The organism is Jannaschia sp. GRR-S6-38 (assembly GCF_029853695.1).
Taxonomy (GTDB): domain Bacteria; phylum Pseudomonadota; class Alphaproteobacteria; order Rhodobacterales; family Rhodobacteraceae; genus Jannaschia; species Jannaschia ovalis.
In genome coordinates, this window is record NZ_CP122537.1 from 1,334,290 (window position 1) to 1,359,070 (window position 24,781).

The 24,781-nt window shown below is 70.0% G+C and carries 33 protein-coding genes; 19 read left to right on the forward strand and 14 right to left on the reverse strand.

The window, feature by feature from the left end:
- Positions 1-43 precede the first annotated feature (43 nt).
- The 4 genes from P8627_RS06935 to P8627_RS06950 all read right to left on the reverse strand — a co-directional run bounded on the left by P8627_RS06935 (position 44) and on the right by P8627_RS06950 (position 3,621).
- Positions 44-634, reverse strand: coding sequence for an AAA family ATPase (locus P8627_RS06935; protein ID WP_279967008.1), 591 nt, complete (start codon positions 632-634; stop codon positions 44-46).
- Entirely contained in the window at positions 631-1,404 is a 774-nt protein-coding gene (locus tag P8627_RS06940; RefSeq protein ID WP_279967009.1) for an ATP-binding cassette domain-containing protein, read from the reverse strand. The genes P8627_RS06935 and P8627_RS06940 overlap by 4 nt, the downstream gene beginning before the upstream one ends.
- A complete protein-coding gene (locus P8627_RS06945) occupies positions 1,401-2,462 on the reverse strand; it encodes an ABC transporter permease (protein WP_279967010.1) in 1,062 nt (353 codons plus the stop codon). Before P8627_RS06945 ends, P8627_RS06940 begins: the two co-directional genes overlap by 4 nt.
- A gap of 139 nt (positions 2,463-2,601) precedes the next feature.
- Complete coding sequence (locus P8627_RS06950; protein ID WP_279967011.1) at positions 2,602-3,621, reverse strand: sugar ABC transporter substrate-binding protein; 1,020 nt, start codon at positions 3,619-3,621, stop codon at positions 2,602-2,604.
- A gap of 124 nt (positions 3,622-3,745) precedes the next feature.
- On the opposite strand from P8627_RS06950, the gene P8627_RS06955 reads away from it, so the two are divergent.
- Positions 3,746-4,906, forward strand: coding sequence for an ROK family transcriptional regulator (locus P8627_RS06955; RefSeq protein WP_279967012.1), 1,161 nt, complete (start codon positions 3,746-3,748; stop codon positions 4,904-4,906).
- 182 nt (positions 4,907-5,088) lie between these two features.
- On the opposite strand, the gene P8627_RS06960 is transcribed toward P8627_RS06955, so the two are convergent.
- Positions 5,089-5,976 carry a LysR family transcriptional regulator gene (locus tag P8627_RS06960; RefSeq protein WP_279967014.1) on the reverse strand — a complete coding sequence of 296 codons (888 nt, stop codon included), beginning with the start codon at positions 5,974-5,976 and terminating at the stop codon, positions 5,089-5,091.
- Positions 5,977-6,100: 124 nt separating this feature from the next.
- On the opposite strand from P8627_RS06960, the gene P8627_RS06965 reads away from it, so the two are divergent.
- The 18 genes from P8627_RS06965 (at position 6,101) to P8627_RS07050 (ending at position 16,585) form a co-directional block, all read left to right on the forward strand.
- On the forward strand, positions 6,101-6,682 hold the full coding sequence (locus tag P8627_RS06965; protein ID WP_279967015.1) for an FMN-dependent NADH-azoreductase: 582 nt from the start codon (positions 6,101-6,103) through the stop codon (positions 6,680-6,682).
- 122 nt (positions 6,683-6,804) lie between these two features.
- On the forward strand, positions 6,805-7,296 hold the full coding sequence (locus tag P8627_RS06970; RefSeq protein ID WP_279967016.1) for a hypothetical protein: 492 nt from the start codon (positions 6,805-6,807) through the stop codon (positions 7,294-7,296).
- Between the two features lie 184 nt (positions 7,297-7,480).
- Complete coding sequence (gene ffh, locus P8627_RS06975; RefSeq protein ID WP_279967018.1) at positions 7,481-8,965, forward strand: signal recognition particle protein; 1,485 nt, start codon at positions 7,481-7,483, stop codon at positions 8,963-8,965.
- Entirely contained in the window at positions 8,962-9,357 is a 396-nt protein-coding gene (locus P8627_RS06980; protein ID WP_279967019.1) for a GNAT family N-acetyltransferase, read from the forward strand. Before ffh ends, P8627_RS06980 begins: the two co-directional genes overlap by 4 nt.
- The gene (locus tag P8627_RS06985; protein ID WP_279967020.1) at positions 9,354-9,686 is read left to right on the forward strand and encodes an NIPSNAP family protein; all 333 of its coding nucleotides are present in this window, start codon (positions 9,354-9,356) and stop codon (positions 9,684-9,686) included. The genes P8627_RS06980 and P8627_RS06985 overlap by 4 nt, the downstream gene beginning before the upstream one ends.
- Positions 9,687-9,735: 49 nt before the next feature.
- On the forward strand, positions 9,736-10,296 hold the full coding sequence (locus P8627_RS06990; RefSeq protein WP_279967022.1) for a GNAT family N-acetyltransferase: 561 nt from the start codon (positions 9,736-9,738) through the stop codon (positions 10,294-10,296).
- Positions 10,293-10,808 carry a GNAT family N-acetyltransferase gene (locus P8627_RS06995; protein WP_279967023.1) on the forward strand — a complete coding sequence of 172 codons (516 nt, stop codon included), beginning with the start codon at positions 10,293-10,295 and terminating at the stop codon, positions 10,806-10,808. Before P8627_RS06990 ends, P8627_RS06995 begins: the two co-directional genes overlap by 4 nt.
- A gap of 121 nt (positions 10,809-10,929) precedes the next feature.
- On the forward strand, positions 10,930-11,445 hold the full coding sequence (locus P8627_RS07000) for a GNAT family N-acetyltransferase (protein ID WP_279967024.1): 516 nt from the start codon (positions 10,930-10,932) through the stop codon (positions 11,443-11,445).
- The gene (locus tag P8627_RS07005; RefSeq protein ID WP_279967025.1) at positions 11,442-12,044 is read left to right on the forward strand and encodes a GNAT family N-acetyltransferase; all 603 of its coding nucleotides are present in this window, start codon (positions 11,442-11,444) and stop codon (positions 12,042-12,044) included. Before P8627_RS07000 ends, P8627_RS07005 begins: the two co-directional genes overlap by 4 nt.
- A gap of 87 nt (positions 12,045-12,131) precedes the next feature.
- Entirely contained in the window at positions 12,132-12,428 is a 297-nt protein-coding gene (locus P8627_RS07010) for a chorismate mutase (RefSeq protein ID WP_279967027.1), read from the forward strand.
- Between the two features lie 30 nt (positions 12,429-12,458).
- Positions 12,459-12,899, forward strand: coding sequence for a 30S ribosomal protein S16 (gene rpsP, locus P8627_RS07015; RefSeq protein WP_279967028.1), 441 nt, complete (start codon positions 12,459-12,461; stop codon positions 12,897-12,899).
- Between the two features lie 57 nt (positions 12,900-12,956).
- Positions 12,957-13,229, forward strand: a complete 273-nt coding sequence (locus P8627_RS07020; protein ID WP_279967029.1) for a hypothetical protein — start codon at positions 12,957-12,959, stop codon at positions 13,227-13,229.
- The gene (rimM, locus tag P8627_RS07025; RefSeq protein ID WP_279967030.1) at positions 13,226-13,765 is read left to right on the forward strand and encodes a ribosome maturation factor RimM; all 540 of its coding nucleotides are present in this window, start codon (positions 13,226-13,228) and stop codon (positions 13,763-13,765) included. The genes P8627_RS07020 and rimM overlap by 4 nt, the downstream gene beginning before the upstream one ends.
- 48 nt (positions 13,766-13,813) lie before the next feature.
- Positions 13,814-13,975, forward strand: coding sequence for a DUF1328 family protein (locus tag P8627_RS07030; RefSeq protein ID WP_279967031.1), 162 nt, complete (start codon positions 13,814-13,816; stop codon positions 13,973-13,975).
- A gap of 38 nt (positions 13,976-14,013) precedes the next feature.
- Positions 14,014-14,790 (forward strand): tRNA (guanosine(37)-N1)-methyltransferase TrmD, encoded by a 777-nt coding sequence (trmD, locus tag P8627_RS07035; RefSeq protein ID WP_279967032.1) that lies wholly within the window; start codon positions 14,014-14,016, stop codon positions 14,788-14,790.
- A gap of 219 nt (positions 14,791-15,009) precedes the next feature.
- Positions 15,010-15,393: a 50S ribosomal protein L19 gene (gene rplS / locus P8627_RS07040; protein WP_279967033.1), complete on the forward strand. Its 384-nt coding sequence runs from the start codon at positions 15,010-15,012 to the stop codon at positions 15,391-15,393.
- Positions 15,393-15,614 carry a 50S ribosomal protein L31 gene (rpmE, locus tag P8627_RS07045; RefSeq protein ID WP_279967034.1) on the forward strand — a complete coding sequence of 74 codons (222 nt, stop codon included), beginning with the start codon at positions 15,393-15,395 and terminating at the stop codon, positions 15,612-15,614. The genes rplS and rpmE overlap by 1 nt, the downstream gene beginning before the upstream one ends.
- Before the next feature lie 161 nt (positions 15,615-15,775).
- A complete protein-coding gene (locus P8627_RS07050) occupies positions 15,776-16,585 on the forward strand; it encodes a division plane positioning ATPase MipZ (protein ID WP_279967035.1) in 810 nt (269 codons plus the stop codon).
- Between the two features lie 33 nt (positions 16,586-16,618).
- Here the strand turns inward: P8627_RS07050 and P8627_RS07055 are convergent, their stop codons facing one another.
- The 9 genes from P8627_RS07055 to coaBC all read right to left on the reverse strand — a co-directional run bounded on the left by P8627_RS07055 (position 16,619) and on the right by coaBC (position 24,758).
- Positions 16,619-17,638, reverse strand: coding sequence for a cytochrome d ubiquinol oxidase subunit II (locus tag P8627_RS07055; protein ID WP_279967036.1), 1,020 nt, complete (start codon positions 17,636-17,638; stop codon positions 16,619-16,621).
- Between the two features lie 4 nt (positions 17,639-17,642).
- Positions 17,643-19,079 (reverse strand): cytochrome ubiquinol oxidase subunit I, encoded by a 1,437-nt coding sequence (locus tag P8627_RS07060; RefSeq protein ID WP_279967037.1) that lies wholly within the window; start codon positions 19,077-19,079, stop codon positions 17,643-17,645.
- Positions 19,076-19,627, reverse strand: coding sequence for a GbsR/MarR family transcriptional regulator (locus P8627_RS07065; RefSeq protein ID WP_279967038.1), 552 nt, complete (start codon positions 19,625-19,627; stop codon positions 19,076-19,078). Before P8627_RS07065 ends, P8627_RS07060 begins: the two co-directional genes overlap by 4 nt.
- Before the next feature lie 114 nt (positions 19,628-19,741).
- Positions 19,742-20,515, reverse strand: a complete 774-nt coding sequence (locus tag P8627_RS07070; RefSeq protein WP_279967039.1) for an amino acid ABC transporter permease — start codon at positions 20,513-20,515, stop codon at positions 19,742-19,744.
- Positions 20,516-20,606: 91 nt separating this feature from the next.
- Entirely contained in the window at positions 20,607-21,392 is a 786-nt protein-coding gene (locus tag P8627_RS07075; RefSeq protein ID WP_279967040.1) for a transporter substrate-binding domain-containing protein, read from the reverse strand.
- A gap of 58 nt (positions 21,393-21,450) precedes the next feature.
- Positions 21,451-21,993: an HD domain-containing protein gene (locus P8627_RS07080; RefSeq protein ID WP_279967044.1), complete on the reverse strand. Its 543-nt coding sequence runs from the start codon at positions 21,991-21,993 to the stop codon at positions 21,451-21,453.
- A 58-nt stretch (positions 21,994-22,051) separates the two neighbouring features.
- Positions 22,052-23,107: a HesA/MoeB/ThiF family protein gene (locus tag P8627_RS07085; protein WP_279967045.1), complete on the reverse strand. Its 1,056-nt coding sequence runs from the start codon at positions 23,105-23,107 to the stop codon at positions 22,052-22,054.
- Complete coding sequence (gene dut / locus P8627_RS07090) at positions 23,104-23,571, reverse strand: dUTP diphosphatase (RefSeq protein WP_279967046.1); 468 nt, start codon at positions 23,569-23,571, stop codon at positions 23,104-23,106. Before dut ends, P8627_RS07085 begins: the two co-directional genes overlap by 4 nt.
- A complete protein-coding gene (coaBC, locus tag P8627_RS07095) occupies positions 23,568-24,758 on the reverse strand; it encodes a bifunctional phosphopantothenoylcysteine decarboxylase/phosphopantothenate--cysteine ligase CoaBC (RefSeq protein WP_279967047.1) in 1,191 nt (396 codons plus the stop codon). Before coaBC ends, dut begins: the two co-directional genes overlap by 4 nt.
- Positions 24,759-24,781 lie beyond the last annotated feature (23 nt).

Sequence of the window (24,781 nt, forward strand, 5' to 3'; positions counted from 1 at the left end):
ATCCGGAAGGCCCCACGGGCGGGCGCGTCCGCCGATCCGTCCCCTAGCCCGCGATCACCACATCCGCCGCCCGGCCCTCGTCGCGCACCGTGCGCGCGTTGGGCAGGTCGTTGCCCTCGATCTTCGCGCGCGCCACCTCGGCGCCCAGCCCCGCCCAGCGTTCCTCCAGCCGGCGGCGCAGCTCCGCCTCGGGCACGTCCAGCCGCACGGTCAGGTCCCAGGGTCCCAGGTCGCGCCAGCCCGGGCGGTCGAGCAGCAGCCAGTTACCCTCGACCAGCACCACCCGCGCCGCCGCCGGGATCACCCGCGCCCCGGCGATGGCGATCTCGCGCGCGCGGTCGAAGACCGGCACCACCACCTCCTCGCCCGCGCGGATGCCCTGCAGCGCGCGGCGCAGCCCGCCGATATCGAATGTCTCGGGCGCGCCCTTGCGCGGCAGGAGGCCGCGCGCCTCGAGCACCCGGTCGTCGAGATGGAACCCGTCCATCGGCACCAGCGCCGCATCCGCACCCAACGCCGCCAGCAGCGCGTCCGACAGGGTCGATTTCCCCGCCCCCGGGGGCCCGACCAGCGCCACGAGCACGCGGTCGCCGGGCAGCGCCCGGATCCGGTCGGCCAGCGCGTCGGGGGTCACGCGGCGACCGGTTCCGGCTCCTTGGCGCCGGTCATGAAGGCCACCGCGTCGGACATGGTGTAATCCTTCGGATCGATCACCGTCAGGCGCTTGCCCAGCCGGTGGATATGGATCCGGTCGGCCACCTCGAAGACATGCGGCATGTTGTGGCTGATCAGGATGATCGGGATGCCGCGCGACCGCACGTCCTGGATCAGCTCCAGCACCTTGCGGCTTTCCTTGACGCCCAGCGCCGCCGTCGGCTCGTCGAGGATGATGACCTTCGACCCGAAGGCCGCCGCCCGCGCCACCGCCACACCCTGGCGCTGGCCGCCCGACAGCGTCTCCACCGCCTGGTTGATGTTCTGGATCGTCATCAGCCCCAGCTCGTTCAGCTTCTCGCGGGCCAGCTCCTCCATCCGCTTGCGGTCGAGCTTGCGGAAAACCGAGCCCATGATCCCCGGCCGGCGCAGCTCGCGGCCCATGAACATGTTGTCGGCGATCGACAGGGCGGGCGACATCGCCAGCGTCTGGTAGACCGTCTCGATCCCCGCCTGCCGCGCGTCGTTGGGCGAGTGGAAATGGACCTGCGCGCCCTCCAGGTGGACGCTGCCGCCATCGGGCTGGATCGCGCCCGACAGCGCCTTGATCAGCGTCGACTTGCCCGCGCCGTTATCGCCGATCACCGCGAGGATCTCGCCCGGATAGAGCTCGAAATCGCAGTGATCCAGCGCGGTGACCCGCCCGTAGCGCTTGACCAGGTCGCGGCCCGTCAGGATTGGCGTCGTCATGCGGAGACCCTCCGGATCCATTGGTCCACGGCCACCGCCGCGATGATGAGGACGCCGATCAGCAGGTAGGTCCATTGCGCGTCCGCGCCCATCAGGCGCAGGCCGAGCGTGAACACCCCCACGATCAGCGCCCCGAAGAACGTGCCCAGGATCGAGCCGCGCCCGCCGAACAGGCTGATGCCGCCGATCACCACGGCGGTGATGCTCTCGATGTTGAGAAGCTGTCCCGAGGTGGGTGAGACCGAGCCGATCCTCCCGATCAGCGCCCAGCCCGCGATGGCGCAGATGAAGCCCGTGGTCGCGTAGACCGAAATCAGCGTCCGCTTGACGTTGACGCCCGACAGCTCCGCCGCCTCCGGGTCGTCGCCCACGGCATAGACGTGGCGCCCCCAGGCGGTGTGGCGCAGGATGTAGGCGAGGATCACGACCAGCGCGACCATGACCACGACGCCCACCGTGAAGACCGCGCCGCCGAGGTTGAACTTCCAGCCCAGCGCCTGCAGCAGCGGCGCCTCGGCCTCGATCTCCTGGCTGCGGATCGTCTCGTTCGCGGAATAGAGGAAGTTCGCCGCCAGCACGATCTGCCACATGCCCAGCGTCACGATGAAGGGCGGCAGCCGCATCGCCGCGACGAGGAAACCGTTGATCGCCCCGATGGCGGTGCCGAAGGCGAGGCCGCAGACGATCGAGATCTCGACCGGCAGGCCGTAGCGGAAGGTGAATTGCCCCATGATGACCGACGAGATGACGGCGATCGCGCCCACGCTCAGGTCGATGCCGGCGGTCAGGATGACGAGGCTCTGCGCGGCGGCGACGATGCCCACGATCTGCACCTGCTGCAGGATCAGCGTCAGCGCGAAGGGCGAGAAGAATTTCGACCCGAGCAGCAGCCCGAAGACGATGATGGCGCTGACCAGCACGATCAGCGGCACCAGCGCGGGCGTCACGTGCAGCGCGTGGTGGAAGCGTCCGATGAACCCGCGATCGTGGTCCTCGAACTGGGCGACCTCGGATTTCGCGCCGCTCGCGGCGCCTTCATAATCGTCTGTCGCGGACATCGCATCCCTCCCCGGATGGCGGGCGGGGCCGCGCGGGCCCCGCCCCTGTCACTCGATGAAGCGCCCGAAGCGCGGACGGATCAAGGAAAACCCGGTCCGCACCGCGTGCCGGACCGCTGGAGCGGCCCGGTCCGGGCGATCAGCCCCAGCAGAGCGCCATGCCCTCTTCGACCGAGATCGACTCGACCCCGTCCACCGGCTGGTCGGTGACCAGCGCGACGCCCGTGTCGAAGAAGTTCTTGCCCTCGGTCGGGGCCGGCACGGTGCCGTCCTCGGCATATTGCGCGATCGCCTCGATCCCGAGCGACGCCATCAGCAGCGGGTATTGCTGCGAGGTGGCGCCGATCACGCCGTCGGCCACGTTCTGCACCCCCGGGCAGCCGCCATCGACCGACACGATCAGCACGTCGTTCTCGCGGCCGATGGATTTCAGCGCCTCGTAGGCGCCGGCGGCGGCGGGCTCGTTGATCGTGTAGACCACGTTGACCATCGGATCGACGGCCAGCAGGTTCTCCATCGCGCGGCGGCCGCCTTCCTCGTTGCCGGCGGTCACGTCGTTGCCGACGATGCGCGGGTCGTCCTCGTCCCCGTTCACGTTCGGATCGGCCAGGTCGATGCCGAAGCCCTGCAGGAAGCCCTGGTCGCGCAGCACGCCCACGGTAGGCTGGCTGACGGCAAGGTCCAGCATGGCGATCCGGGCATTGGCGGCCTCGTCGCCCAGCGCGGCAGCGGCCCATTGGCCGATCAGCTCGCCCGCGACGAAATTGTCGGTGGCGAAGGTCATGTCGGCGGCGTCGATCGGGTCGAGCGGCGTGTCCAGCGCGATCACCAGCAGCCCGGCCTCGCGCGCCTGCTCGACGGCCGGCACGATGGACGAGGTGTCCGAGGCGGTGATCAGGATGCCCGACGCGCCGTCGGCAATGCAGGTCTCGATGGCCTGCACCTGGGTCTCGTGGTCGCCATCGACCCGGCCCGCATAGGTGTTGAGCGTGATGCCCAGCTCCTCGGCCTTCGCCATCGCGCCTTCGCGCATCTTCACGAAGAACGGGTTGGTGTCGGTCTTGGTGATCAGGCAGGCCGAGGTGCTGTGCGCGTCGGCGGCGGCGATCCCGGTCGACGCCATCATGGCGAGCGCGGTTCCGGCGAATAGCTTCTTCATGGTTTCCTCCCGTTGGTGCCCGGACCGTTGACGCCGGGTCAGGAGAAAGCATCGCCAAAGCCGGGTCCCGGGTCAATATGTAATTTCAATTGATATATGCCGCCCGCCCGCGCAGACTGCCCGCATGGAGCCGCAATCCACACCGCTGGGGGTCGAGACCGCGCCCACGGGCGCCAACCAGGCCGCCTCGGCCGAGCACAACGCCCGGCTCGTTCTCACGCTTCTGCGCGAGGCGGGGCCGCTGCCGGGCGCCGAGATCGCGCGCCGCGCGGGGCTCTCGGCGCAGGCGGTCTCGGGCATCCTGCGGCGGCTCGAGGAGGCCGGGCTCGTCACCCGCGGCGCCCCGCTGCGTGGCCAGGTCGGCAAGCCGCGCGTGCCCTTCGCCATCGCGCCCGCCGGCGCCTGGGCCATCGGCTTCAAGGTCGGGCGCGGCAGCCTCGAGGCCATCGCCGTCGACCTGGGCGGCACCGTCCACGCCACCCGATTCGCCGCCACCCCGCCCAAGCATCCCGCGACCATCGACGCCTTTCTCGAGGACGCGCTCCCCGCTCTCGTCGCCGGCGCCGCGAAGGCCGGCCTGCCACGCGCGCGGCTCTGCGGGGTGGGCGTCGCCATGCCCTGGCACATCTGGGACTGGCACCCGGCCGCCTTCGTCGACAGCGCCGATGCGGGCGAGGCCTGGCGGCATTACGACCTCGCCGCCGCGCTGCGCGACCGCCTCGGCGTGCCGGTCTGGCTGCGCAACGACATCTCCTGCGCCGCCCGGGCCGAGCTGGTCTGGGGCCCCCGCCGCGTCGCCCGCGACTGGGCCTATTTCCACCTCGGCGCGCTGGCCGGCGGCGGCGTGGTGCTCGACGGCCGCGTCCGCGACGGGCGGCAGGGCAACGCGGGCGCCTTCGGCTCGCTCACCTCGGGCGGGGTGCAGCTGATCGATCGCGCCTCGCTCTACCTGCTGGAACAGGCGACGGGCCGCCCGATCCCCCGGCTCGACTGGGACGGCATGGGCCCGGTGCTCGACGCCTGGATGGACACCGCCGCGCCCGCGCTGGCCGAGGCCGCGCTCAACACCTGCGCGGTGCTCGACTTCCAGGCGGTGGTGATCGATGGCGCCATGCCCGCCCCGGTCCGCGACCGGCTCGTGGCCCGCGTCCGCCGGATCGTCGCCGGGCTCGACCATCGCGGCCTCGCCGTGCCGCAGATCGAGGCCGGCACGCTCGGCCCCGCCGCCCGCGCGCTGGGCGGCGCCAGCGTGGCCTTTGAGCAGGGGCATTTCCTGTCGGCTTGATGCGGGTCAGTTACCGATAGGCGCGGGTCCGGACCGGCTCTCACCCGGGGCTCCGCCCGTTCGCGCGCGAAACGCGCCACTGGCGCGTTTTCAAAATGCGCGCTCCTCCGGGGCTCCGCCCGTGATCGCCTCGATCCCTCCACCGGAGGGCTCGCCGCCCCCTGACGGGGTCGGACCGGCGCTCACCCCTCCGGCCAGCTCTTGGCCCAGTCCTTCAGGAAGGCGAGGAAGGTCTGCACCTTCGCCGTGCGGTGCAGATCCACATGCGTCACCAGCCAGAGCTGGCTGTTCCACTCGGGCCGCGACGGGAAGACCTCGACCGTCTCGTCGCAGCCATCCTCGAACCACGAGGTCGAGAACCCGATCCCCAGCCCCGCCAGCAGCGCGGGCCGCATCGCCGTCACCTGGTTGACCTGGTAGCCGATGTTCCGCGCCGGCACGTTCTCCTTCAGCCAGGCGAAGAAGGGCGCGCGCGGCACCTCGTCGGCCGAGCCGATGAAGACGTGCTCGCCCACATCCTCCAGGCTCTCGGGCCGCCCCCGCTTGGCCACGTAATCCTTCGACGCGTAGAGCCCGAAATGCTGGTTGTAGAATTTCTGCACCACGTTGTCGGGCTGGTCCGGCGGGTTGCCCGCGCGGATCGCGACATGCGCCTCGCCATATTCCAGCCGGAACAGCCGCTCGTCGGTCAGGAACTTGATCGTGAGCTCTGGATGCGCCTCGCGGAAGGCGGCCAGCGCCGGCGAGAGCAGCTCCGCCAGCACCGCGATCGAGGTGATGATCAGCTCGCCCGTCATCTCCTCGCCGCGCCCCGAGATGCGGTTGGCCAGCTGCGCCAGCTGATCGTCGGTCGATTGCGCGACCGCCAGCAGGTCCTGGCCCGCCTCGGTGGGCGTGTAGCCGCGGGCATGGCGCTGGAACAGCTTGGCGCCCAGCTTGCCCTCCAGGCTGTCGATATGGCGGATCACCGTCGCGTGGTGGACGCCCAGAATCTGCGCCGCCCCCGACACCGTGCCCAGCCGCGCCACCTGGTAGGCAGTGCGCACCTCGTCCCAGTCGTTGAATGCCATGCCGGATCCTCCCGAATGCCCTCAGGTTCCCGCGCATAGACGCACAGTCAATAGCCGATCCGCGCAAATTGCGTTCGCGGTTGCGAAGGCCGACCTCCATCGCAAGGAATTCAACCGAAAGGGCGTGACCATGACCATCCTTCGCATCGACAGCTCGGCCCGCACCGAGGGCTCCGTCACCCGCGACCTTCTCGACCGCATCGAGGCCCGGCTCGATGGTCCCGTCACCCGCCGCGATGTCGGCGGCGAGGCGTTGCCGCAGATCACCGGCACCTGGGTCGCCTCGAACTTCACCCCGGCGGCCGAGCGCACGCCCGAACAGGCCGCCGCGCTGGCGCTCTCGGACGACCTCATCGCCGAGCTCGAAGCCGCCGATACCGTGCTGATCGGCCTGCCGATCTACAATTTCGGCGTGCCCGCCAGCCTCAAGGCCTGGATCGACCTCGTCGCCCGCGCCGGCATCACCTTCCGCTACACCGAGACCGGGCCCGAGGGCCTGCTCAAGGGCAAGCGCGCCATCGTGGCCGTGGCCTCGGGCGGCACGCGGATGGGCTCCGATGTCGATTACGCCTCGGGCTACCTGCGCCACGTGCTGGGCTTCCTCGGCATCGAGGACGTGCAATTCGTCGCCGCCGACGAACAGGCCGTGAAGGGTGAGGAGAGCGTCGCGGAGGCGCGCGCCGAGGTCCAGAAACTGGCCGCCTGAGCCGGAAAGGGGCGGCGATTTGTCCCCGAAGCGCCGCCCTTTCGCCTTGTCCGCCCCATGATGCCGCCCTTCTCGGGGGTCATCCCGTTATCGTGAACAATCGATGAATCGGGGGCAGACCGATGACCATGTGGAACTTCATGCGCGACGAGGCCGGCTCGGCCAATGTCGATTGGGTCGTGCTGACCGGCGCGCTGACCGGGCTCGCGCTCGGAGTGCTCGGCGTGATCGGCGACGGGGCCGAGGACGTCTCGGTCGATATCCGCCACCAGCTCGAAACCGACATGATCTCGGCCACCTTCCTCAAGGCGTCCGGCCCGGGGATCCTGGTCAACGGGCCGCTGGCCTATGGCGCGGACGAGATCGCGACGCTGATCTCCGTCTTCAGCAGCTACGGCGCCGTGCCGCTGCAGGGCACCTATGAAAGCTACCAGACCGAACTTGCCGCCGAGATGGCGCTGATCGAGCCCGTGCCACGCGACGTCGTCGACGAGCTCGGCGCGATCGAGGAAGCCGCCCGCCAGTCGGGCATCATCCTCGAGCCCGGCCACGGCCCGACCTACGCGGAGGCCTATACCGCCGCGACCGCAGCCGCACCCGCCCCCGGGGGCTGACGCCCGCCGGGCTTGACTCTCCGCCCTACGCGCCATAGCCGGGCGCCCGATCCGGAAGCATCGGCCTTCCGGTCCCCGCCCATGCGGGGATCGCCCTCCGCCAGCGTTATACGCCCGCGGGGGCGTTTGTGCATTGAGCCGGGCCTTCCCACATGTGGGGCGGACCGATCCGAGGAGAGACGCGATGTTCGAGAGCCTGTCAGACCGCCTGGGCGGCGTCTTCGACCGCCTCACCAAGCAGGGCGCGCTGTCCGAGGACGATGTCCGCACCGCCATGCGCGAGGTTCGCGTCGCCCTGCTGGAAGCCGACGTCTCGCTCCCCGTCGCGCGCGATTTCGTCAAGCGCGTCACCGCGAAGGCCACCGGCGCCGCCGTCACCAAGTCGATCACGCCCGGCCAGCAGGTCATCAAGATCGTCCATGACGAGCTGAAGGCCGTGCTCGCCGGCGAGGAGGGCATCCCGCCCCTCAAGATCGACAACCCGCCGGCCCCGATCCTGATGGTCGGCCTGCAGGGCGGCGGCAAGACGACCACGACGGCCAAGCTCGCCAAGCGCCTGAAGGAGCGGGACGGCAAGCGCGTGCTGATGGCCTCGCTCGACGTGAACCGCCCCGCCGCGATGGAACAGCTCGCCATCCTCGGCACCCAGATCGGCGTCGACACCCTGCCCATCGTCGCCGGCCAGAAGCCCGTCGACATCGCCAAGCGCGCCAAGACGCAGGCCGGGCTCGGCGGCTATGACGTCTACCTGCTCGACACCGCCGGCCGCCTGCAGATCGACCAGGTCCTGATGGACGAGGTCGCGCAGGTCCACGCCGCCGTCCAGCCGCGCGAGACGCTCTTGGTGGTCGACGGCCTGACCGGCCAGGTCGCCGTCGAGGTGGCCGAGGAATTCGACGCCAAGGTCGGCGTCACCGGCGTCGTGCTGACCCGCATGGACGGCGACGGCCGCGGCGGCGCGGCGCTCTCGATGCGCGCGGTCACCGGCAAGCCCATCCGCTTCGTCGGCACCGGCGAGAAGATGGACGCGCTGGAGAGCTTCGAGCCCGACCGCATCGCCGGCCGCATCCTCGGGATGGGCGACATCGTGGCCCTGGTCGAGAAGGCCCAGGAGGTCATGGAGGTCGAGGCCCAGGATCGCATGATGAAGCGCTTCCAGAAGGGTCTGTTCAACATGAACGACCTCAGGGGCCAGCTGCAGCAGATGCAGAAGATGGGCGGCATGGAAGGCCTGATGGGCATGATGCCCGGCATGGGCAAGATGGCCAAGCAAATGGACAAGGCCGGGCTCGACGACTCGATCCTCAAGCGCCAGATCGCCCTGATCGACTCGATGACCAAGAAGGAGCGCGCCAACCCCGCCCTCCTCCAGGCCTCCCGCAAGAAGCGCATCGCCAAGGGCGCGGGGCTCGAGGTCTCCGAACTCAACCAGCTCCTCAAGATGCACCGCCAGATGGCGGACATGATGAAGAAGATGGGCAAGGGCGGCATGCTCAAGAAGGCGATGGCGATGATGTCCGGCAAGGGCGGCGGCATGCCCGACCCCGGCCAGATGGACCCCGCCGCGCTGGAGGCCGCGTCCAAGCAACTGGGCGCGATGGGCGGCATGCAAGGCCTGCCCAAGGGCATGACCCTGCCCGGCGGCTTCGGCGGCATGAAGAAGAAATGACCGCGATCACCGTCCATATCCCCACGCTCCGGACCGAGCGTCTGACGCGGCGCGCCCACCGGCTCGCGGATTTCGACGCCTGTGCCGCGACGCTGGATTCGCCCCGCATGGTGCATGTCGACCGGCTGGACCGGCGCGACGCCTGGTTCGTCTTCTGCAACGAACTGGCCGGATGGCAGCTGCGCGGCGTCGGGCAATGGGCCGTCGACGTCACCGGCGGGCCCCATGTCGGCATCGTCGGCATCCAGCAGCCCGCGCATTTCCCCGAGCCGGAGCTGGGCTGGACCCTGCATGACGGCCACGAGGGTCAGCGCTACGCGACCGAGGCGCCCCTCCCCGCGGGCGAGACCGCCGCCGAGACCCATGTCGACCGCCACTGGGGCGCCGCATGATCACCTGCACCGTCCGATACGAGATCGACCCCGACAAGCTCGCGGATTTCGAGACCTATGCCCGCTTCTGGCTGGCAAAGATCCCCGCCATGGGCGGCACCCATCACGGCTACCACCTGCCGCATGAGGGGCCGAACGACATCGCCTATTGCCACTTCTCCTTCCCGTCGCTGGCCGCCTACGAGGCCTACCGCGACCGGATGCGCGCCGATCCGGACTGCGACCGCGCCTATGCCCATGCCGTCCGCACCGGCTGCATCCGCCGCTACGACCGCTCCTTCACCCGGCCCGTCCTCGACGGCGCCTCGGCAGATGAGCTGGGCCTGTGATCCGGCGCGCGACCATAGGCCGGCCGCCGCGCCGCGAACGGGGCTCCGCATGATCGCCCCCCGCGACATCCCGGTCACGCCCGACGCCGCCCGGACGGCGGCCGCGCTGCAGCAGATCGTTCCCGTCCTGCGCACGCCGCGCACCGTGTTGCGCGCGCCGCGCCTGGGCGATTTCGAACCGCTTCAATCCATCCTTGGCAGCGCGCGCAACCTGTTCGAGGGCGGCCCGTCCACGCCCGAGGAAAGCTGGTCCGATTTCTGCGCCATGACCGCCATCTGGATTCTGCGCGGCCACGGCATGTGGACCGTGGAGACCCGCGCGGGCGACGTGGCGGGCTTCGTCATGATCGGCACCGAACCGGGCGACCGCGAACACGAACTGGGCTGGCTGATGACCGAGGCGTTCGAGGGTATGGGCCTCGCCACCGAGGCGGCGAAGCGCGCGCGCGACCATGCCTGGACGACGCTGCGCCTGCCCAGCCTCGTGAGCTATATCGCCCCCCGCAACGCCCGCTCCGAAGCCGTGGCGCGCCGCCTCGGCGCCACGCCCGATGGCACGCTCTACGACGGCCAGATCACGATCTGGCGCCACCGGAGGCCCGGCGCATGATCATCCCCACGCTCACCACGCAGCGGCTGACCCTGCGCGCCCCCGAGGCGTGCGACCACCCGGCCTATGCCGCCTTCTACGCCTCCGAGCGCAGCCACATCATCGGCGGCCCGAAGGACGAGACCGCGGCCTGGAAGATCCTGGCCAACGATCGCGGCCACTGGCCGCTGCGCGGTTTCGGCTGGTGGTCGCTCGACGCGACGCGGGACGGGGGCGCCGGTTGCGTCGGCTCCTGCGGGTTCCACCTGCCCGCCGGCCGGCCCCATGTCGAACTGGGCTGGTCGCTCTTCTCCGGCACCGGCCGCGGTTACGCGACCGAAGCGGCCCAGGCCGCGCTCGACTGGGCCCGGGCCGAGGGCCACGCCGCGCGCTGGGGCCGCATCGTCAGCCATATCGACCGCGGCAACATCGCCTCGCAGAAGGTGGCCCAGCGCATCGGAGCGACCGACACGGGCGAGGCGCCGGCCCATGACGCGAATTGCACGATCTGGACCTACGAGATCGCCGGATGACCGCACCTACTTTTCATCACGGGTCCGGATACACTTCGGAGAACGCGAGAGGCGGCGCCTCTCGCCCGGCGGCACGGGGCTCGATGCCCCGGGCCACCGGGTTCCGCCGGGGGGCCCGCGCATGACCCCGCCCGTGATCCGCACCGAGCGCCTGACTCTGCGCCCGCTGGGCCTGCGGGATTTCGAGGCGCTGGCGGCCTTCTACGCCTCGCCGCGCTCGGGCTTCGTCGGCGGGCCGATGGACCGCGCGCAGGTCTGGCGCCACCTCGCCTGCGAAATCGGCCACTGGACGCTGCGCGGCTACGGCCGCTTCGCCGTGGACGAGACCACGACCGACGCCTTCGTCGGCGTGGTCGGCCCCTGGAACCCCGAGGGCTGGCCCGAGCCGGAACTCGGCTGGGACCTGATGGACGGGCACGAGGGTCGCGGCTACGCCACCGAGGCGGCGCGCGCCGCGCGCGACTGGGCCTATTCCACCGGCTGGCGCACCGCGATCAGCCTCGTGGCGCATGGCAACGACGCCTCCGCCCGCGTGGCCACGCGGCTGGGCTGCGTCTTCGAGCGCGACATGGAGCATGCCCGCTTCGGCGCGATGCAGGTGTGGCGCCACCCCGCCCCGGCGGAGGTCACCCCATGAGCCGCGCCGACATCCCCGAGCTGGAAACCCGCCGCCTGCGCCTGACCGCGCCCGAGCCGTCGGATTATCCCGATTTCAAGGCGACCTTCGCCTCCTACCGCTCGCGCTTCATGGGCGGGCCGCTCAACGCCTACGAGGCCTGGATGCTCTACGCCGCCGAGATCGGCCATTGGGACATCCGCGGCTTCGGCATGTGGATGATCCACGACAAGGCCGAGGGCCGGACGCTGGGCATGGCGGGCGGCTGGCAGCCCGCGGGCTGGCCGGCGCGCGAACTGGCCTGGATCATCTGGCCCGACGTCGCGGGCCGGGGCTACGCGCTCGAGGCGACCCATGCCGCGCGGCGCTATTTCTACGCCAATGGCTGGGACGGCGCGGTCAGCTATGTGGACCCGAAGAACCTTGATTCGATCCGGCTCTGCGAACGGCTGGGCGCCAAGCGCGACCCCGAGGCCCCGACCATCGACGGCAGCGACGTGGTCTACCGCCATCCCGGCCCCGCCGAGCTCGCCGATACGCGGCTCTCCTGGGCCATCGACCGCGAGATCGCGCATTACGCCGATCCCAAGCTTACCCCGGAGGGCGTTCTCGTTGACTGACCCGCTATGTCAAAACATGTCCGACGCGGATCACCCGTGGATCACCCGCGGATCACCCGTCGTTTTCCCCGCCGATCGGAGCCTCGCATGACCGACGCCACCGCCCGTGCCGCCGCGTTGCTGGCCGACCACCGCGCCTCGATCGACCGGCTCGACGCGATCCTCGTCTACACGCTCGCCGAGCGCTTCGCCCGCACCCAGGCGGTGGGCAAGCTCAAGGCCGCGCATGATTTGCCCCCCTCCGATCCGGAGCGGGAGGCGCAGCAGATCGCCCGGCTGGAAAGCCTGGCGTCGGAGGCGGGGCTCGACCCCGACTTCGCCAAGAAATTCCTCGGTTTCGTGATCGAGGAAGTCATCCGACATCACCGGAAACACCAAGCCTAACAAGACGATACACTCGAAAGGAACACCATCATGGCCATGAAGATTCGTCTCGCCCGCGGCGGCTCCAAGAAGCGCCCGCATTACTCCATCGTCGCCGCCGACAGCCGCATGGCGCGCGACGGCCGCTTCATCGAGAAGCTGGGCACCTACAACCCGCTCCTGCCCAAGGACAGCGAGGAGCGCGTGAAGATGGACATGGAGCGCGTCCAGCACTGGCTCGACCGCGGCGCCAAGCCCACCGACCGCGTCTCGCGCTTCCTCGAAGCCGCCGACGCGATGCCCAAGAAGGAGCGCGCCAACCTCAAGAAGGGCGAGCCCGGCAAGAAGGCCACCGAGCGCCTGAAGGAGCGCGCCGAGAAGGCCGCCGCCGCCGCCAGCGCCGCCGCCGAAGCGGTCGCCGAGACGGCCTCCGACGCGGCCGAGGCCGTCGTCGACGCCGTCACCCCGGACGACGAGTCGAAGTCCGAGTGACCCCGCAGGCCGGGGTGGCGCTTGCCGCCCCGGCCCGCATTCGGCAAGGATGCCCCGATGTCCGGATTGACCCTCTTCGCAATGCTCTGGATCGCGGTGCCCTTCATCGGCGGCGCGATGATGGTGCAGACGCGCTGGATGGGCCTGTTCTGGCCCGGCGCCGGCGTCATGATCGCCGGGGTCGCGGCCTGGGTCGTGGGCTATCTCGCCTTCGACGCGGTCAACCGCGAGGCCGATCTCTGCGCCGACCGCGCGCATCCGGCCTATGTCGGCCCCGACCATCCCGACTGCATCGCGGCGCGCGCCCGCGTGGATCGCTGGCTGCCATGAAGGACCATGTCTGCCTGGGTGCGATCACCGGCAGCTACGGCGTGCGCGGCGAGGCCCGGGTGAAGAGCTTCTGCTCCGATCCCTCCGCCATCGGCGATTACGGGCCGCTCACCGACGACACGGGCCGCAGCTACAGCCTCACCGTGATCCGCCCGGTCAAGGGTGGCTACGCCGTGCGGCTGTCGGGCGTGCCCCACAAGGAGGCCGCCGATGCCCTGCGCGGCCAGCGCCTCTGGGCGCCGCGCGCCGCCCTGCCGGAGCCGGCCGAGGACGAGTTCTACCATTCCGACCTGATCGGCCTCGCCGCCGTCGACACCGGCGGCGCCGATCTGGGCCGCGTCCATGCCGTCCACGATCACGGCGCGGGCGATTTGCTGGAGCTTCGGCCGAAGGGCGGCGCGCCGGTCCTCGTGCCCTTCACGCGCGCCATCGTGCCCACCGTCGACCTGGCCGCGCGCCGCATCGTCATCGACCCGCCGCGCGGGTTGCTCGACGATGACGAGACGGCCGATGCCGAGGACGCGCCGGAACAATAGATGACAGCCGGCGGTTGGGACGCGAACGTAACCCGATCGGAGACCGCAATGCTCGGCTGGATCCTCGCCCTTCTCGCCATCGCCGCCATCGCGGCCCTGTTCGGTCTGAACAAGATCTCGGGCATCGCGCTCACCGGGGCCAAGATCCTGATCGTGGTGGCGCTGGTCCTCCTGATCCTGATCGCGCTGGGCATCGTCGCCATCGCCTGACGCTTTCCGGCGGCCCGTCCAGCGGCTATGGCCGGGCCATGACCGACACACCCAGATCGCAGGGCATCAAGTCCATCCGTCTCTCCGCGCAGCCGCGCGACCTGATGGCCGAGACCGCGCGTCCCGGCGCCTGGGCCGCGCGGGTCGTGACGCTGTTCCCCGAGGCCTTCCCGGGCGTCCTGGGCCACAGCCTGACGGGCACGGCGCTGAAGGACGGGCTCTGGTCGCTGGACGTGACGGACCTGCGCGCCTTCGGCGAGGGCCGGCACCGCAAGGTCGACGACACGCCCGCCGGCGGCGGCGCGGGGCTGGTCCTGCGCCCCGACGTGGTCGCCGCCGCGCTGGAGGCCGCGCCCGCCCCCGGGCCCATGATCTATCTCAGCCCGCGCGGGCGGCCCTTCGACCAGGCCATGGCCCGCGACCTGGCCTCGGGCCCCGGCGTCACGCTGCTTTGCGGCCGGTTCGAGGGCGTCGACCAGCGGGTGCTCGACCATTTCGAGATGGCCGAGGTGAGCCTCGGGGATTTCGTCCTGACCGGCGGCGAGATCGCGGCGCAGGCCGTCCTCGACGCGACCGTCCGCCTGCTGCCCGGCGTGCTCGGCAACCAGGCCTCGACCGAGGAGGAGAGCTTCTCGGACGGGCTGCTGGAGCATCCGCAATATACCCGCCCCGCCGAATGGCGCGGGCGCGCGATTCCCGAGGTACTGACCAGCGGCGATCACGGTCGCGTGGCGCGCTGGCGGCGCGAGCAGGCCGAGGCGCTGACCCGGACCCGGCGCCCGGATCTCTGGGCCCGGCGGGCGCGGGACGAGTGATCCCCGGCCGCCCACCCCGGGACGGGATCCCCGCGCGCGCGCCCCTTGCCACGCTGACCGCCGGGGTGTAGAGCGCGCGCACCGATACGCCCCGGTCCGCCGGGACGTTCCTCGCGTTCGGGACAGCCACGCTGCCCGTAGAACAAAGAACAGCCGTCCGGAGCCAACCGGACAGGACATCATCCGGGGGCAAACCCCGTCGTAACATAGGAGGGTCCGATGGACCTGATCGCACAGCTCGAGGCGGAGCACGTCTCCGAACTCGGCAAGACCATTCCCGACTTCAAGGCCGGCGACACCATCCGCGTCGGCTACAAGGTGACCGAGGGCACCCGCACCCGCGTGCAGAACTACGAAGGCGTCTGCATCAGCCGCAAGAACGGCGCCGGCGTGGCCGGGTCCTTCACGGTCCGCAAGATCTCTTTCGGCGAGGGCGTCGAGCGCGTCTTCCCGCTGCATTCCACCAATATCGAGCAGATCGAGGTGGTCCGTCGCGGCCGCGTCCGCCGCTCGAAGCTGTATTACCTGCGGTCGCGTCGCGGCAAATCGGCCCGTATCGCCGAGCAGACCAACTACCGCGAACTCACGAAGGGAGAGGCGTGATGAAAAAGGACCTTCATCCCGACTACCACATGATCGACGTCAAGCTGGTCGACGGCACCGTCGTGCAGATGCGCTCGACCTGGGGCGCGGAGGGCGACCAGCTGTCGCTCGACATCGACCCCTCGGTGCACCCGGCCTGGACCGGCGGCTCCTCGCGGCTGATGGACACCGGCGGCCGCGTGTCGAAGTTCAAGAACAAGTACGCGGGCCTCGGCTTCTGAAGCCCACGCCCCGCGCCGACCGACGATCCAGACGCCGCCCCCCGGGGCGGCGTTTTTCGTCACAGGTCCGGGCGAAAGTGACATCCTGCGAATCAGGCGCTTAACACTGTCGCGGACGATTCCTATAGTTCGCGCGGGGAACACGGGTCGGGTCGCGGAAAATGGCGCATATCATCGTCTTCGGAAACGAGAAGGGCGGCTCGGGCAAGTCCACGACCTGCATGCACACGGCGACCGCGCTGGCGCGGTCCGGGGCGCGGGTGGGCACGCTCGACCTCGACCTGCGGCAGCGGACCTTCACCCGCTATCTCGAGAACCGCGCCGAATACGGCAAGCGGCACGGGGTCGAGCTGCCCATGCCCCTGGTTTCGGGCCTGCCCAAGGTCGACCGCTCCGAGCTGCGCGAGGGCGAGAACCCCTTCGACAAGTCGCTGAGCCTCGCCGTGGCAGAGCTTGAGAAGAGCTGCGACTTCATCGTGATCGACTGCCCCGGCTCGCACACCCGCCTGAGCCAGGTCGCGCACAGCCTGGCCGACACCCTGGTCACGCCGCTCAACGACAGTTTCGTGGATTTCGACCTGCTGGCGAAGATCGACCCGGATACCGGCAAGATCCTCGGGCCATCGGTCTATTCCGAGATGGTCTGGCACGCCCGCCAGCTGCGCGCGAAGGCCGGGCTCGAGCCGATCGACTGGATCGTGCTGCGCAACCGGCTTGGCGCGCAGGAGATGCACAACAAGCGCAAGATGGGCCAGGCGCTCGAGGATCTGTCGAAGCGCATCGGCTTCCGCGTCGCGCCGGGCTTCACCGAGCGCGTCATCTTCCGCGAGCTGTTTCCCCGCGGCATGACGCTGCTCGACCTCAAGGATATCGGGATCGCGAACCTGAACCTGTCGAACGTCGCCGCCCGGCAGGAGCTGCGCGACCTGATCCGCGCGCTGAACCTGCCCACGGTCGAACCCGCCTTCTGAGCCGGACGCGCGCCGCCGCCGACGAACGCAGGCTCAATCGTAGCGCAGCCCGCGCGCCTTGCCGCGGAACACCCAGTAGGCCAGCGCCGTGTAGCCCAGGATCGAGGGCACCACGAAACAGGCACCGACCAGGATGATCAGCAGGCTTTCGGGCGCCGAGGCCGCCTCGAAGATCGTCAGCCGCTCGGGCACCACATAGGGGAAGAAGCTGTAGGCGAGGCCCGCGAAGGCCAGCGTGAACAGCCCCAGCGCCGCGGTGAAGGGCGCCCAGGCCCAGCGGTCGCCCTCGGCCGGCAGATGCGCGAAGCTGCGCCACAGAAGCGCCAGCAGCGCCAGCGAGACCACCGGCAGCGGCAGGAGCCACAGCACGTCGGGAAAGGCGAACCACTTCTCCCAGATGCGCGGGCTGACCAGCGGCGAGGCGAGCGAGATCGCCGCGATGCCGACAGCCAAGCCCCAGATGCATTCCTTGGCCCAGCGCACCGCGCGGCGTTGCAGCGCGCCCTCACCCTTCAGGATCAGCCAGGTCGCGCCGATGAAGGCATAGCCCATCGTCAGCGCCAGCGCGCAGAGCACCGCGAAGAGGAAGGTGCCCAGCGTGAATTCCAGCCCCATGACATAAAGGCCCAGCATGAAGCCCTGGCTGAGCGCGGTCATCAGGCTGCCCGCGAAGAACAGCCGGTTCCACAGCGCCTTGTATTTGGCCCGCGCCTTCACCCGGAACTCGAAGGACACGCCCCGCAGGATCAGCCCGATCAGCATCACGAAGACCGGCAGATAGAGCGTCGTCAGGATCAGCCCGTGCGCCGCCGGGAAGGCCACCAGCAGCAGGCCCACCGCGAGCACAAGCCAGGTCTCGTTCGCGTCCCAAAAGGGCCCGATCGAGGCGACCATCATGTCCCGCTCGCCGTCATCGCCCGCCAGCGGGGTCAGGATGCCGACGCCCAGGTCGTAGCCATCGAGGATGACATAGAGCAGGATCGACGCGCCCATCAGGCCGGCGAAGACGAAGGGCAGCCAGGTCTCGGGCTGGTATCCGAACAATTCGATCATGGGATCACTCCGCAGGGAGGATGGCGGCGCCGCGATCCTCGCGCGTGATGGCATCCACCATCGCGCCCGAGGAGGACGGGGTCAGCTCGGTCAGCGGCTCGCCGTGGCGAGCCTTGACCGCGAGGTAGAGCACGACGCCGATATAGGCGAAGAGCAGCGCGGCGTAGATCGCGAGGTAGCCCAGCAGGGTCGACAGGACCATCGGCGCGGGCACGTCGGCCACGGCCATCTCGGTCGTCATGACCCCGTGCACCAGCCACGGCTGGCGGCCGATCTCGGTCGTGTACCAGCCCGCCAGCGTCGCGACCCAGCCCGAGCCCGCCATCGGCACCAGCGCCCAGAGCAGCGGCTTGGGCAGGCGGCGGATGGCGAAGCGGCGGCCATCCTCGGCCCGGCGCCACAGGAAGGCGAGCGAGGCCCAGCTCAGCAGCAGCATCGCCATGCCGGTGCCGACCATCACGCGGAAGGACCAGAACACCTTGTCCACCGGCGGGTGCAGCACAGTCCCGTCCTCGGCCACGAAGTCGTTGAGGCCGGGCACCACGCCGTCGGGCGAGTGCGTGAGGATGATCGAGGCCAGGTTCGGGATCGCGATCTCCACGTCGTTCGAGCGCGTCTCCTCGTTGGGCAGGGCGAACAGCACCAGCGGCGTGTTCGGACCGGTCTCCCAGTTGCCCTCCATCGCGGCGACCTTGGCCGGCTGGTATTCCAGCGTGTTGAGGCCGTGCATGTCGCCCGCGAAGATCTGGATCGGGATCAGGATGGCGGCGAAGGTCAGGCCCGAGCGGATCTGGCTGCGCACCGTCTCCTTGCGGTCGCCCAGGATGTAGCGGAAGGCCGCGATGCCCGCGATCAGGAAGGCCACCGTCAGACCGCTCGCCAGCAGCATATGCGCCAGCCGGTAGGGCATGGACGGGTTGAAGATGATCGCCCACCAGTCGGTGGCGTGCGCGACGCCGTCGATCATCTCGAAGCCCTGGGGCGTGTGCATCCAGGAGTTCAGGACGATGATCCAGAAGGTCGACATCGTGGTGCCGAAGGCCACCAGGAACGTCGCCAGCGTGTGCAGCCAGCCGGGCACGCGGCTGAAGCCGAACAGCATGATGCCGATGAACACGGCCTCCAGGAAGAAGGCGGTCATCACCTCATAGGCCAGAAGTGGCCCGGCGATGTTGCCCACCGTCTCCATGAAGCCCGGCCAGTTGGTGCCGAACTGGAAGGACATGGTGATGCCCGAGACGACGCCCATGGCGAAGCTCAGCGCGAAGATCTTCACCCAGAAGCGATAGGCCTCCATCCATTTCAGGTCGCCGGTCCAGTTGAACCGCAGCTTGAAGAACAGAAGGAACCAGCCCAGCGCGATGGTGATCGTCGGGAACAGGATGTGGAACGAGATATTGGCCGCGAACTGGATGCGGCTGAGGATCAGGGTGTCCATCATTGGTCGGTCTTCCCCCAGAACTTGAGCTTGGGCGCCCGGTCGAGCATCGCGCCGAGTTTGCGCCCCATGGTCATCAACTGGACGAGGCGCTCGGTCTCGAGCCGCTGCATCTCGTCGTGGAACTTGGTCATCATCTCGATCAGCTCGCGCAGCTCGGCCACGCGGGCCTCGGCATAGGCGTCACCCTCGGGGCCGCGCATCTCGAGCTCGCGCAGCTTGGTCAGCGTCGGATCGATCTCGCGCTTGCGGCGCTCGGCCACCAGGGTGCGCACGATCTCCCACAGGTCGTCGGGCGTGGTGAAATAGTCGCGGCGGTCGCCCTGGCGGTGGCGCAGGCGGACGAGGTTCCAGGCCTGCAATTCCTTGAGCCCCATCGAGGTGTTGGACCGGCTGATGCCCAGCGCCGAGGTGATGTCGTCGGCATTGAGCGGGGCCTCCGACAGGAAGAGCAGCGCATAGATCTGCCCGACGGTCCGGTTGATGCCCCAGCGGCTGCCCATCTCGCCGAAATGAAGCACGAAATCTTGTTGTAGCGGGGTCAGTGTCACTGTCGTTTTCCTGATTTCAGGAATTTCTGAAATCCATATACGCAGTATTTTGGTCAGGTATAGAGGGTGCGACAGCGTGTCCACGCGGATCCCGGAACCCGCGGTTTTCGCCGCTCAGCCGCGCTTCTGTTCCAGCCGTTTTTCCAGCCGCCGCAGGCCCAGCGACAGCAGGATCGTCATCGTCAGATAGAGCAGCGCCACGATGTTGTAGGTCTCGAAATAGCGGAAGTTGCCGGCCGCCGTCAGCTTGCCCAGCTGCGCGATGTCGAGCACCCCCACGACCGACACCAGCGAGCTGTCCTTGACCATCGCCACGAAGTCGTTGCCCAGCGGCGGCAGGATCGTCCGGATGGCCTGCGGCAGGATGATGAAGCGGAAGCGGTGCCGGCGCTTCAGGCCCAAGGCCTTGGCCGCCTCGATCTGGCCCGCATCCACCGATTGCAGGCCCGCGCGGAACACCTCGGCGATGAAGGCCGAATAGGCGATGACCAGCGCCAGAACCGCGCGCCAGAGCAGCGGGAAATCGCGGGTCCGCGCCTCGGGCAGGCCCAGCCAGTTCCAGAAGGCCACGAGGCCGGGGGCCAGCACGAAGGCCACGTAGAGCAGCAGCACCAGGATCGGGATGCCGCGAATGATCTCGACATAGAAGCGCGCCGATTGCCGGGCGATCACGCTGCCCGAAAGCGACATCAGCGCGAGGACCAGGCCCAGCGCGCTCGCCGCCGCGAAGGCGGTCACGGTGACGAGGATCGTGATCCAGACACCGTGGCGCAGGGTCAGCAGGACCTGCCGCGCCCCGTCATCGGCCAGCGTCGCGACGAAGGCCGCCCCGATCAGGACGGCCACCGCCAGAAGCCACCAGGGGAATTCCCGCTCGGGCGGCGTCATCCGGACCGGCCGGACGGCGCGCGGCTCATGGCCCGAGCGCCGCCCCGGGGCGCGGCGTCGCGGGACGGGGCGCGTCCGGCGCGGCGCGTGGTCACTGGCCCATCTTGTAGTCGAGGAACCACTTTGTGTTCAGCGCGTCGATCGTGCCGTCCTCCCGCATCGCGCGGATCGCGGCGTTCATCGGCCCGACCAGATCCGAGCCCTTGGGGAAGATGAAGCCGAAATCCTCGGTCCCCAGCGTCTCGCCGATGATCTTGAGCCCGCCCTCCGAGGCCTCGACATAGCCCGCCCCCGCGGTGCCGTCGGTCAGCACGAGGTCCACGTCGCCCGCGCGCAGGGCCTGGACGGTGGCGCCGAAGGTCTCGAACAGCTTGATCCGCGGGTTCGCCTCGTCGCCGTCCAGAACGTCGTAGACGCCCACGTAGAACGGCGTCGTGCCGGGCTGCGCGGCCATCAGCAGGTCCGCGTCGGCGGCGAAGCCTTCCGCATCGGCGAAGCGATCCTCGTCGCCCCGCACCAGCATGACCATCTCGGAGCGCATGTAGGGATCGGAGAAATCCACCACCTCGGCCCGGTCCTCGCGGATGGTGATGCCGGTCATGCCCATGTCCATCTGCCCCTCGGACACGGCCGGGATCATCGCGTCCCAGCTGATCTTGGCGTATTCGGGCCTGATGTTGATGCGCTCGGCGATCTCGGCCATCGCGTCGTATTCCCAGCCGATCGCGTCGCCCGTCGCCGGATCCTTGAATTGCAGCGGCGGATAGGCGTCCTCGGTCGCGATGGTCACGGTCCGGCCGCCCAGATCGGGCAGATGCGCGTCGGCCAGCGCGGGGACGGCCAGCGTCAGGGCGACAAGAAGGGCAATGGGTTTCATGGCGGGCACTCCTGTTGGATCGGCCGCGATGATGCACCCTTGCGGGCGCGGTGCAAGCTCAGGCCGCGCCGCCGTCGATCGCGGCCCGGGCCGCGGCCACCGCTTCGTCGAACCGGGCCTCGAGCACCGGGTCGAGGCCGCGCACCGGCTCGATTACCCGCAGCGCCCAATCCACGTATTCCGCCTTCCGCGCGCGCGGCCAGTCGGGCGGCGTGCGCGCGAGGGCCGTGAGGTTGGCCGCCTTGTCGGCGAGCTTCAGTCGCTTCGCCCGGTCCGAGGCGTGGCGGACATGCGCCACCTGCGCATCCTTGCGCGCGGGTTTGGGCAGCGATTTGTCGTCGGTGACCTCCATCACCAGCGCGGCGACCGGCGCACCGAAGCGGGCCGCGATCTCGGCCGCGGTGACGTCGCAATCCTCGACCGTGTCGTGCAGCAGCGCCGCGAGGATCAGGGTCTCGTCCTCGGGATGCACCTCGGCCAGGCGCTGGGCCACGTCGAGCACATGGTCGAGATAGGGAATGTCTGCGCCGCCCTTCCGGGTCTGGCCGTGATGGGCATTCGCTGCGAAGCGCGCGGCGTCGAGAAGCCGGACGGGATCCATGCGGGTCCTCCTGTTAATGGAATGGCAGTGGGCCGGGCGTGCCGGCGACCGGCGGTGCTCAGATGTCGCCGCAGACCGGGCAGTCGGGACGGCGGGCGATCTTGATGCGCCGCGCCTCGGCATCCAGCCCGTCCCAGATCAGCATCGCGCCCCGCAGCGTCGTGCCGGCGCCGGTGATTTCCTTGATCGTCTCCAGCGCCTGGATCGAGCCGATGATGCCCGGCAGCGCGCCGACGACCCCGGCCTCGGCGCAGGACGGCGCGAGCCCGTCGGCCGGCGCCTCGGGGAAGATGCAGGCCATGCAGGGCGCACCGCCCGCCGGGTCCCAGATCGTCACCTGGCCTTCCCATTGCGTGATCGCGCCCGCGACCACGGGCCGGCCCGTCGCCACCGCGGCGCGGTTGACCAGCGCGCGCGTGGCGAAACTGTCCGAGCCGTCGACCACGAGGTCGTAATCGGCGAACAGCTCCTCGGCGATCTCGTCGGTCAGGCGGCGATTGTAGGGGCGCAGCTCGACATGGGGGTTGATCGCGCGCACCGTCTCGCGCGCCGAGAAGGCCTTGGCCACGCCCGAGCGCGCATCGGGGTGGATCACCTGGCGCTGCAGGTTCGACAGCGACACCGTGTCGTCGTCGATCACCCCGATCGTGCCGACACCCGCCGCGCCCAGATAGAGCAGCACCGGCGAGCCCAGCCCCCCCGCGCCCACCACCAGGACGCGCGCGTCCTTGAGCTTGCGCTGCCCCGGGCCGCCGATCTCGCGCAGGACGATGTGGCGGGCGTAGCGTTCCAGCTCCACCTCCGAGAAGGGGCCCTCGGTCATGCCCGCGGCGGGGATGTCGCGCGCGGCCTCGACCGCCTCGGCCCGCGCCTTCACCCGGCCCAGCCCCGCGCGATAGACCAGGATCGCGGCGACCAGCCCGCCCAGCACCAGCCACTGGCCCGGCCCGCCGCCCAGCTGCTCGCGCAGCGGGTGGCCCGGGGGCAGCGCAAACATCACGAAGAGCACCGCGACATAGAGCAGCCCCAGCATGTAAAGCCGCGCGATCACCGGCGTCTTGAGCCACATGCCCAGGCCCCAGATCGCCGCGCCGACGATGAGAACCAGCATCATGGCGCGCCCGTCCCCGTCCCGGTCGAGCCGAAGCCCCCCTGCCCGCGGCCCGTCTCCTCCAGCCTGTCGACCGCCTGCCATTCGGCGCGGGCGACGGGGGCCAGCACCGCCTGCGCGATGCGCATTCCGTGGGTCACCGCGAAGGCCTCTGCGCCGTGATTGATCAGGATCACCCCCAGCGGGCCGCGGTAATCGGCGTCGATCGTGCCGGGGCTGTTGAGCAGCGTCACCCCGTGTTTCAGCGCCAGCCCGGAACGCGGGCGGAGCTGCAGCTCGTGCCCTTCGGGGATGGCGACATGCAGCCCAGTCGGGACCAGCGCGCGCGCCCCGGGAGCGAGCGTGATCGTCCGCCCCCCGGTATCGGCGCGCAGATCGGCGCCCGCGGCCTGCGCGGTCTCGTAGCGCGGCAGAGGCAGGCCGGGATCGGCCCCCTCGGCGCGGGTGGCGCGGATCGTGACGCTCATGCCAACGCCTCGGCGATGCGGGCGGCGAGGCGGCGCGCGGTCTCGGCCTTCGACAGGCGCGGCCAGTCCTCGGCCCCCGCATCGGTGATCAGGGTCACGGCATTCTCGGCCCCGCCCATGATGCCGGTGGCCGGCGAGACATCGTTGGCCACGATCCAGTCGCAGCCCTTGCGGTCGCGCTTGGCGGTGGCATGGGCGGTGACGTCGTCGGTCTCGGCGGCGAAACCCACGACGAGGCGCGGGCGCGCCTCGGCATGGCTGATCGCGTGCAGAATGTCGGGGTTCTCGGCGAAATCCAGCGCCGGCGTGCCGTCGCGCGTCTTCTTCACCTTCCGGTCGGCGGCGTTGGCGACATGCCAATCGGCCACGGCGGCGGCCATCACCGCGGCATCGGCCGGCAGCGCGGCCATCGCGGCCTCGTGCATCTGGCGCGCGGTCTCGACCCGGATCACCTCCACCCCCTCGGGCGGGGCGACGCTGGCCGGGCCTGTGACGAAGCTGACCCGCGCGCCCAGGTCGCGCAGCGCCGCGGCGATGGCCGTGCCCTGCGCCCCGGAGGAGCGGTTGGCGATGTAGCGCACCGGGTCGATCGGCTCATGCGTGGGGCCCGAGGTGACCAGCACGTGGCGCCCCGCGAGCGGGCCATCTGCGAAATGCGCCTCCACCGCGGCCAGGATGTCCGCCACCTCGGCCAGCCGGCCGGGGCCGAATTCGCCGCAGGCCATCGGTCCCTCGACCGGGCCGACCACCGCGATGCCGTCGGCGCGCAGCGTGGCGAGGTTGCGCTGCGTGGCCGCGTGCTGCCACATCCGCACGTTCATCGCGGGCACGATCATCACCGGCGTGTCGGTGGCCATCAGCAGCGTCGTGGCCAGATCGTCGGCCAGCCCTGCGGCCATGCGGCCCATCAGGTTGGCGGTGGCCGGGCAGACCAGCACCAGGTCCGCGGCGCGGCTGAGCTCGATATGGCCCATCTCGGCCTCGTCGGTCAGGTCGAACAGGTCGCGGTAGACCTTGGACGCGGCCAGCGCCGAGACCGACAGGGGCGTGACGAATTCCTCGCCCGCGCGGGTCAGCACGGGGGTGACGCGCGCGCCGCGCTCGCGCAGGCGACGGATCAGGTCCAGCGACTTGAAGGCGGCAATGCCGCCGCCGATCACCAGCAGGATATGTCTGTCGGTCAGCATGGAACCGTCCCCTCTCGACCGCC

What these genes read in the sequence shown, in the direction of transcription:
- rpmE (WP_279967034.1), top strand. Translation starts at nt 15,393, where the DNA reads ATGAAAAAGGACCTTCATCCCGACTACCACATGATCGACGTCAAGCTG.
- ffh (WP_279967018.1), top strand. Translation starts at nt 7,481, where the DNA reads ATGTTCGAGAGCCTGTCAGACCGCCTGGGCGGCGTCTTCGACCGCCTC.
- rplS (WP_279967033.1), top strand. Translation starts at nt 15,010, where the DNA reads ATGGACCTGATCGCACAGCTCGAGGCGGAGCACGTCTCCGAACTCGGC.
- trmD (WP_279967032.1), top strand. Translation starts at nt 14,014, where the DNA reads ATGACCGACACACCCAGATCGCAGGGCATCAAGTCCATCCGTCTCTCC.
- dut (WP_279967046.1), bottom strand. Translation starts at nt 23,571, where the DNA reads ATGAGCGTCACGATCCGCGCCACCCGCGCCGAGGGGGCCGATCCCGGC.
- P8627_RS07080 (WP_279967044.1), bottom strand. Translation starts at nt 21,993, where the DNA reads ATGGATCCCGTCCGGCTTCTCGACGCCGCGCGCTTCGCAGCGAATGCC.
- rpsP (WP_279967028.1), top strand. Translation starts at nt 12,459, where the DNA reads ATGGCCATGAAGATTCGTCTCGCCCGCGGCGGCTCCAAGAAGCGCCCG.
- rimM (WP_279967030.1), top strand. Translation starts at nt 13,226, where the DNA reads ATGAAGGACCATGTCTGCCTGGGTGCGATCACCGGCAGCTACGGCGTG.
- P8627_RS07060 (WP_279967037.1), bottom strand. Translation starts at nt 19,079, where the DNA reads ATGATGGACACCCTGATCCTCAGCCGCATCCAGTTCGCGGCCAATATC.
- P8627_RS07055 (WP_279967036.1), bottom strand. Translation starts at nt 17,638, where the DNA reads ATGATCGAATTGTTCGGATACCAGCCCGAGACCTGGCTGCCCTTCGTC.
- coaBC (WP_279967047.1), bottom strand. Translation starts at nt 24,758, where the DNA reads ATGCTGACCGACAGACATATCCTGCTGGTGATCGGCGGCGGCATTGCC.
- P8627_RS07010 (WP_279967027.1), top strand. Translation starts at nt 12,132, where the DNA reads ATGACCGACGCCACCGCCCGTGCCGCCGCGTTGCTGGCCGACCACCGC.
- P8627_RS06985 (WP_279967020.1), top strand. Translation starts at nt 9,354, where the DNA reads ATGATCACCTGCACCGTCCGATACGAGATCGACCCCGACAAGCTCGCG.
- P8627_RS07020 (WP_279967029.1), top strand. Translation starts at nt 12,957, where the DNA reads ATGTCCGGATTGACCCTCTTCGCAATGCTCTGGATCGCGGTGCCCTTC.
- P8627_RS06955 (WP_279967012.1), top strand. Translation starts at nt 3,746, where the DNA reads ATGGAGCCGCAATCCACACCGCTGGGGGTCGAGACCGCGCCCACGGGC.
- P8627_RS07000 (WP_279967024.1), top strand. Translation starts at nt 10,930, where the DNA reads ATGACCCCGCCCGTGATCCGCACCGAGCGCCTGACTCTGCGCCCGCTG.
- P8627_RS06960 (WP_279967014.1), bottom strand. Translation starts at nt 5,976, where the DNA reads ATGGCATTCAACGACTGGGACGAGGTGCGCACTGCCTACCAGGTGGCG.
- P8627_RS06990 (WP_279967022.1), top strand. Translation starts at nt 9,736, where the DNA reads ATGATCGCCCCCCGCGACATCCCGGTCACGCCCGACGCCGCCCGGACG.
- P8627_RS06940 (WP_279967009.1), bottom strand. Translation starts at nt 1,404, where the DNA reads ATGACGACGCCAATCCTGACGGGCCGCGACCTGGTCAAGCGCTACGGG.
- P8627_RS06980 (WP_279967019.1), top strand. Translation starts at nt 8,962, where the DNA reads ATGACCGCGATCACCGTCCATATCCCCACGCTCCGGACCGAGCGTCTG.
- P8627_RS07070 (WP_279967039.1), bottom strand. Translation starts at nt 20,515, where the DNA reads ATGACGCCGCCCGAGCGGGAATTCCCCTGGTGGCTTCTGGCGGTGGCC.
- P8627_RS06950 (WP_279967011.1), bottom strand. Translation starts at nt 3,621, where the DNA reads ATGAAGAAGCTATTCGCCGGAACCGCGCTCGCCATGATGGCGTCGACC.
- P8627_RS06995 (WP_279967023.1), top strand. Translation starts at nt 10,293, where the DNA reads ATGATCATCCCCACGCTCACCACGCAGCGGCTGACCCTGCGCGCCCCC.
- P8627_RS06945 (WP_279967010.1), bottom strand. Translation starts at nt 2,462, where the DNA reads ATGTCCGCGACAGACGATTATGAAGGCGCCGCGAGCGGCGCGAAATCC.
- P8627_RS07075 (WP_279967040.1), bottom strand. Translation starts at nt 21,392, where the DNA reads ATGAAACCCATTGCCCTTCTTGTCGCCCTGACGCTGGCCGTCCCCGCG.
- P8627_RS07005 (WP_279967025.1), top strand. Translation starts at nt 11,442, where the DNA reads ATGAGCCGCGCCGACATCCCCGAGCTGGAAACCCGCCGCCTGCGCCTG.
- P8627_RS07085 (WP_279967045.1), bottom strand. Translation starts at nt 23,107, where the DNA reads ATGATGCTGGTTCTCATCGTCGGCGCGGCGATCTGGGGCCTGGGCATG.
- P8627_RS07050 (WP_279967035.1), top strand. Translation starts at nt 15,776, where the DNA reads ATGGCGCATATCATCGTCTTCGGAAACGAGAAGGGCGGCTCGGGCAAG.
- P8627_RS07030 (WP_279967031.1), top strand. Translation starts at nt 13,814, where the DNA reads ATGCTCGGCTGGATCCTCGCCCTTCTCGCCATCGCCGCCATCGCGGCC.
- P8627_RS06970 (WP_279967016.1), top strand. Translation starts at nt 6,805, where the DNA reads ATGACCATGTGGAACTTCATGCGCGACGAGGCCGGCTCGGCCAATGTC.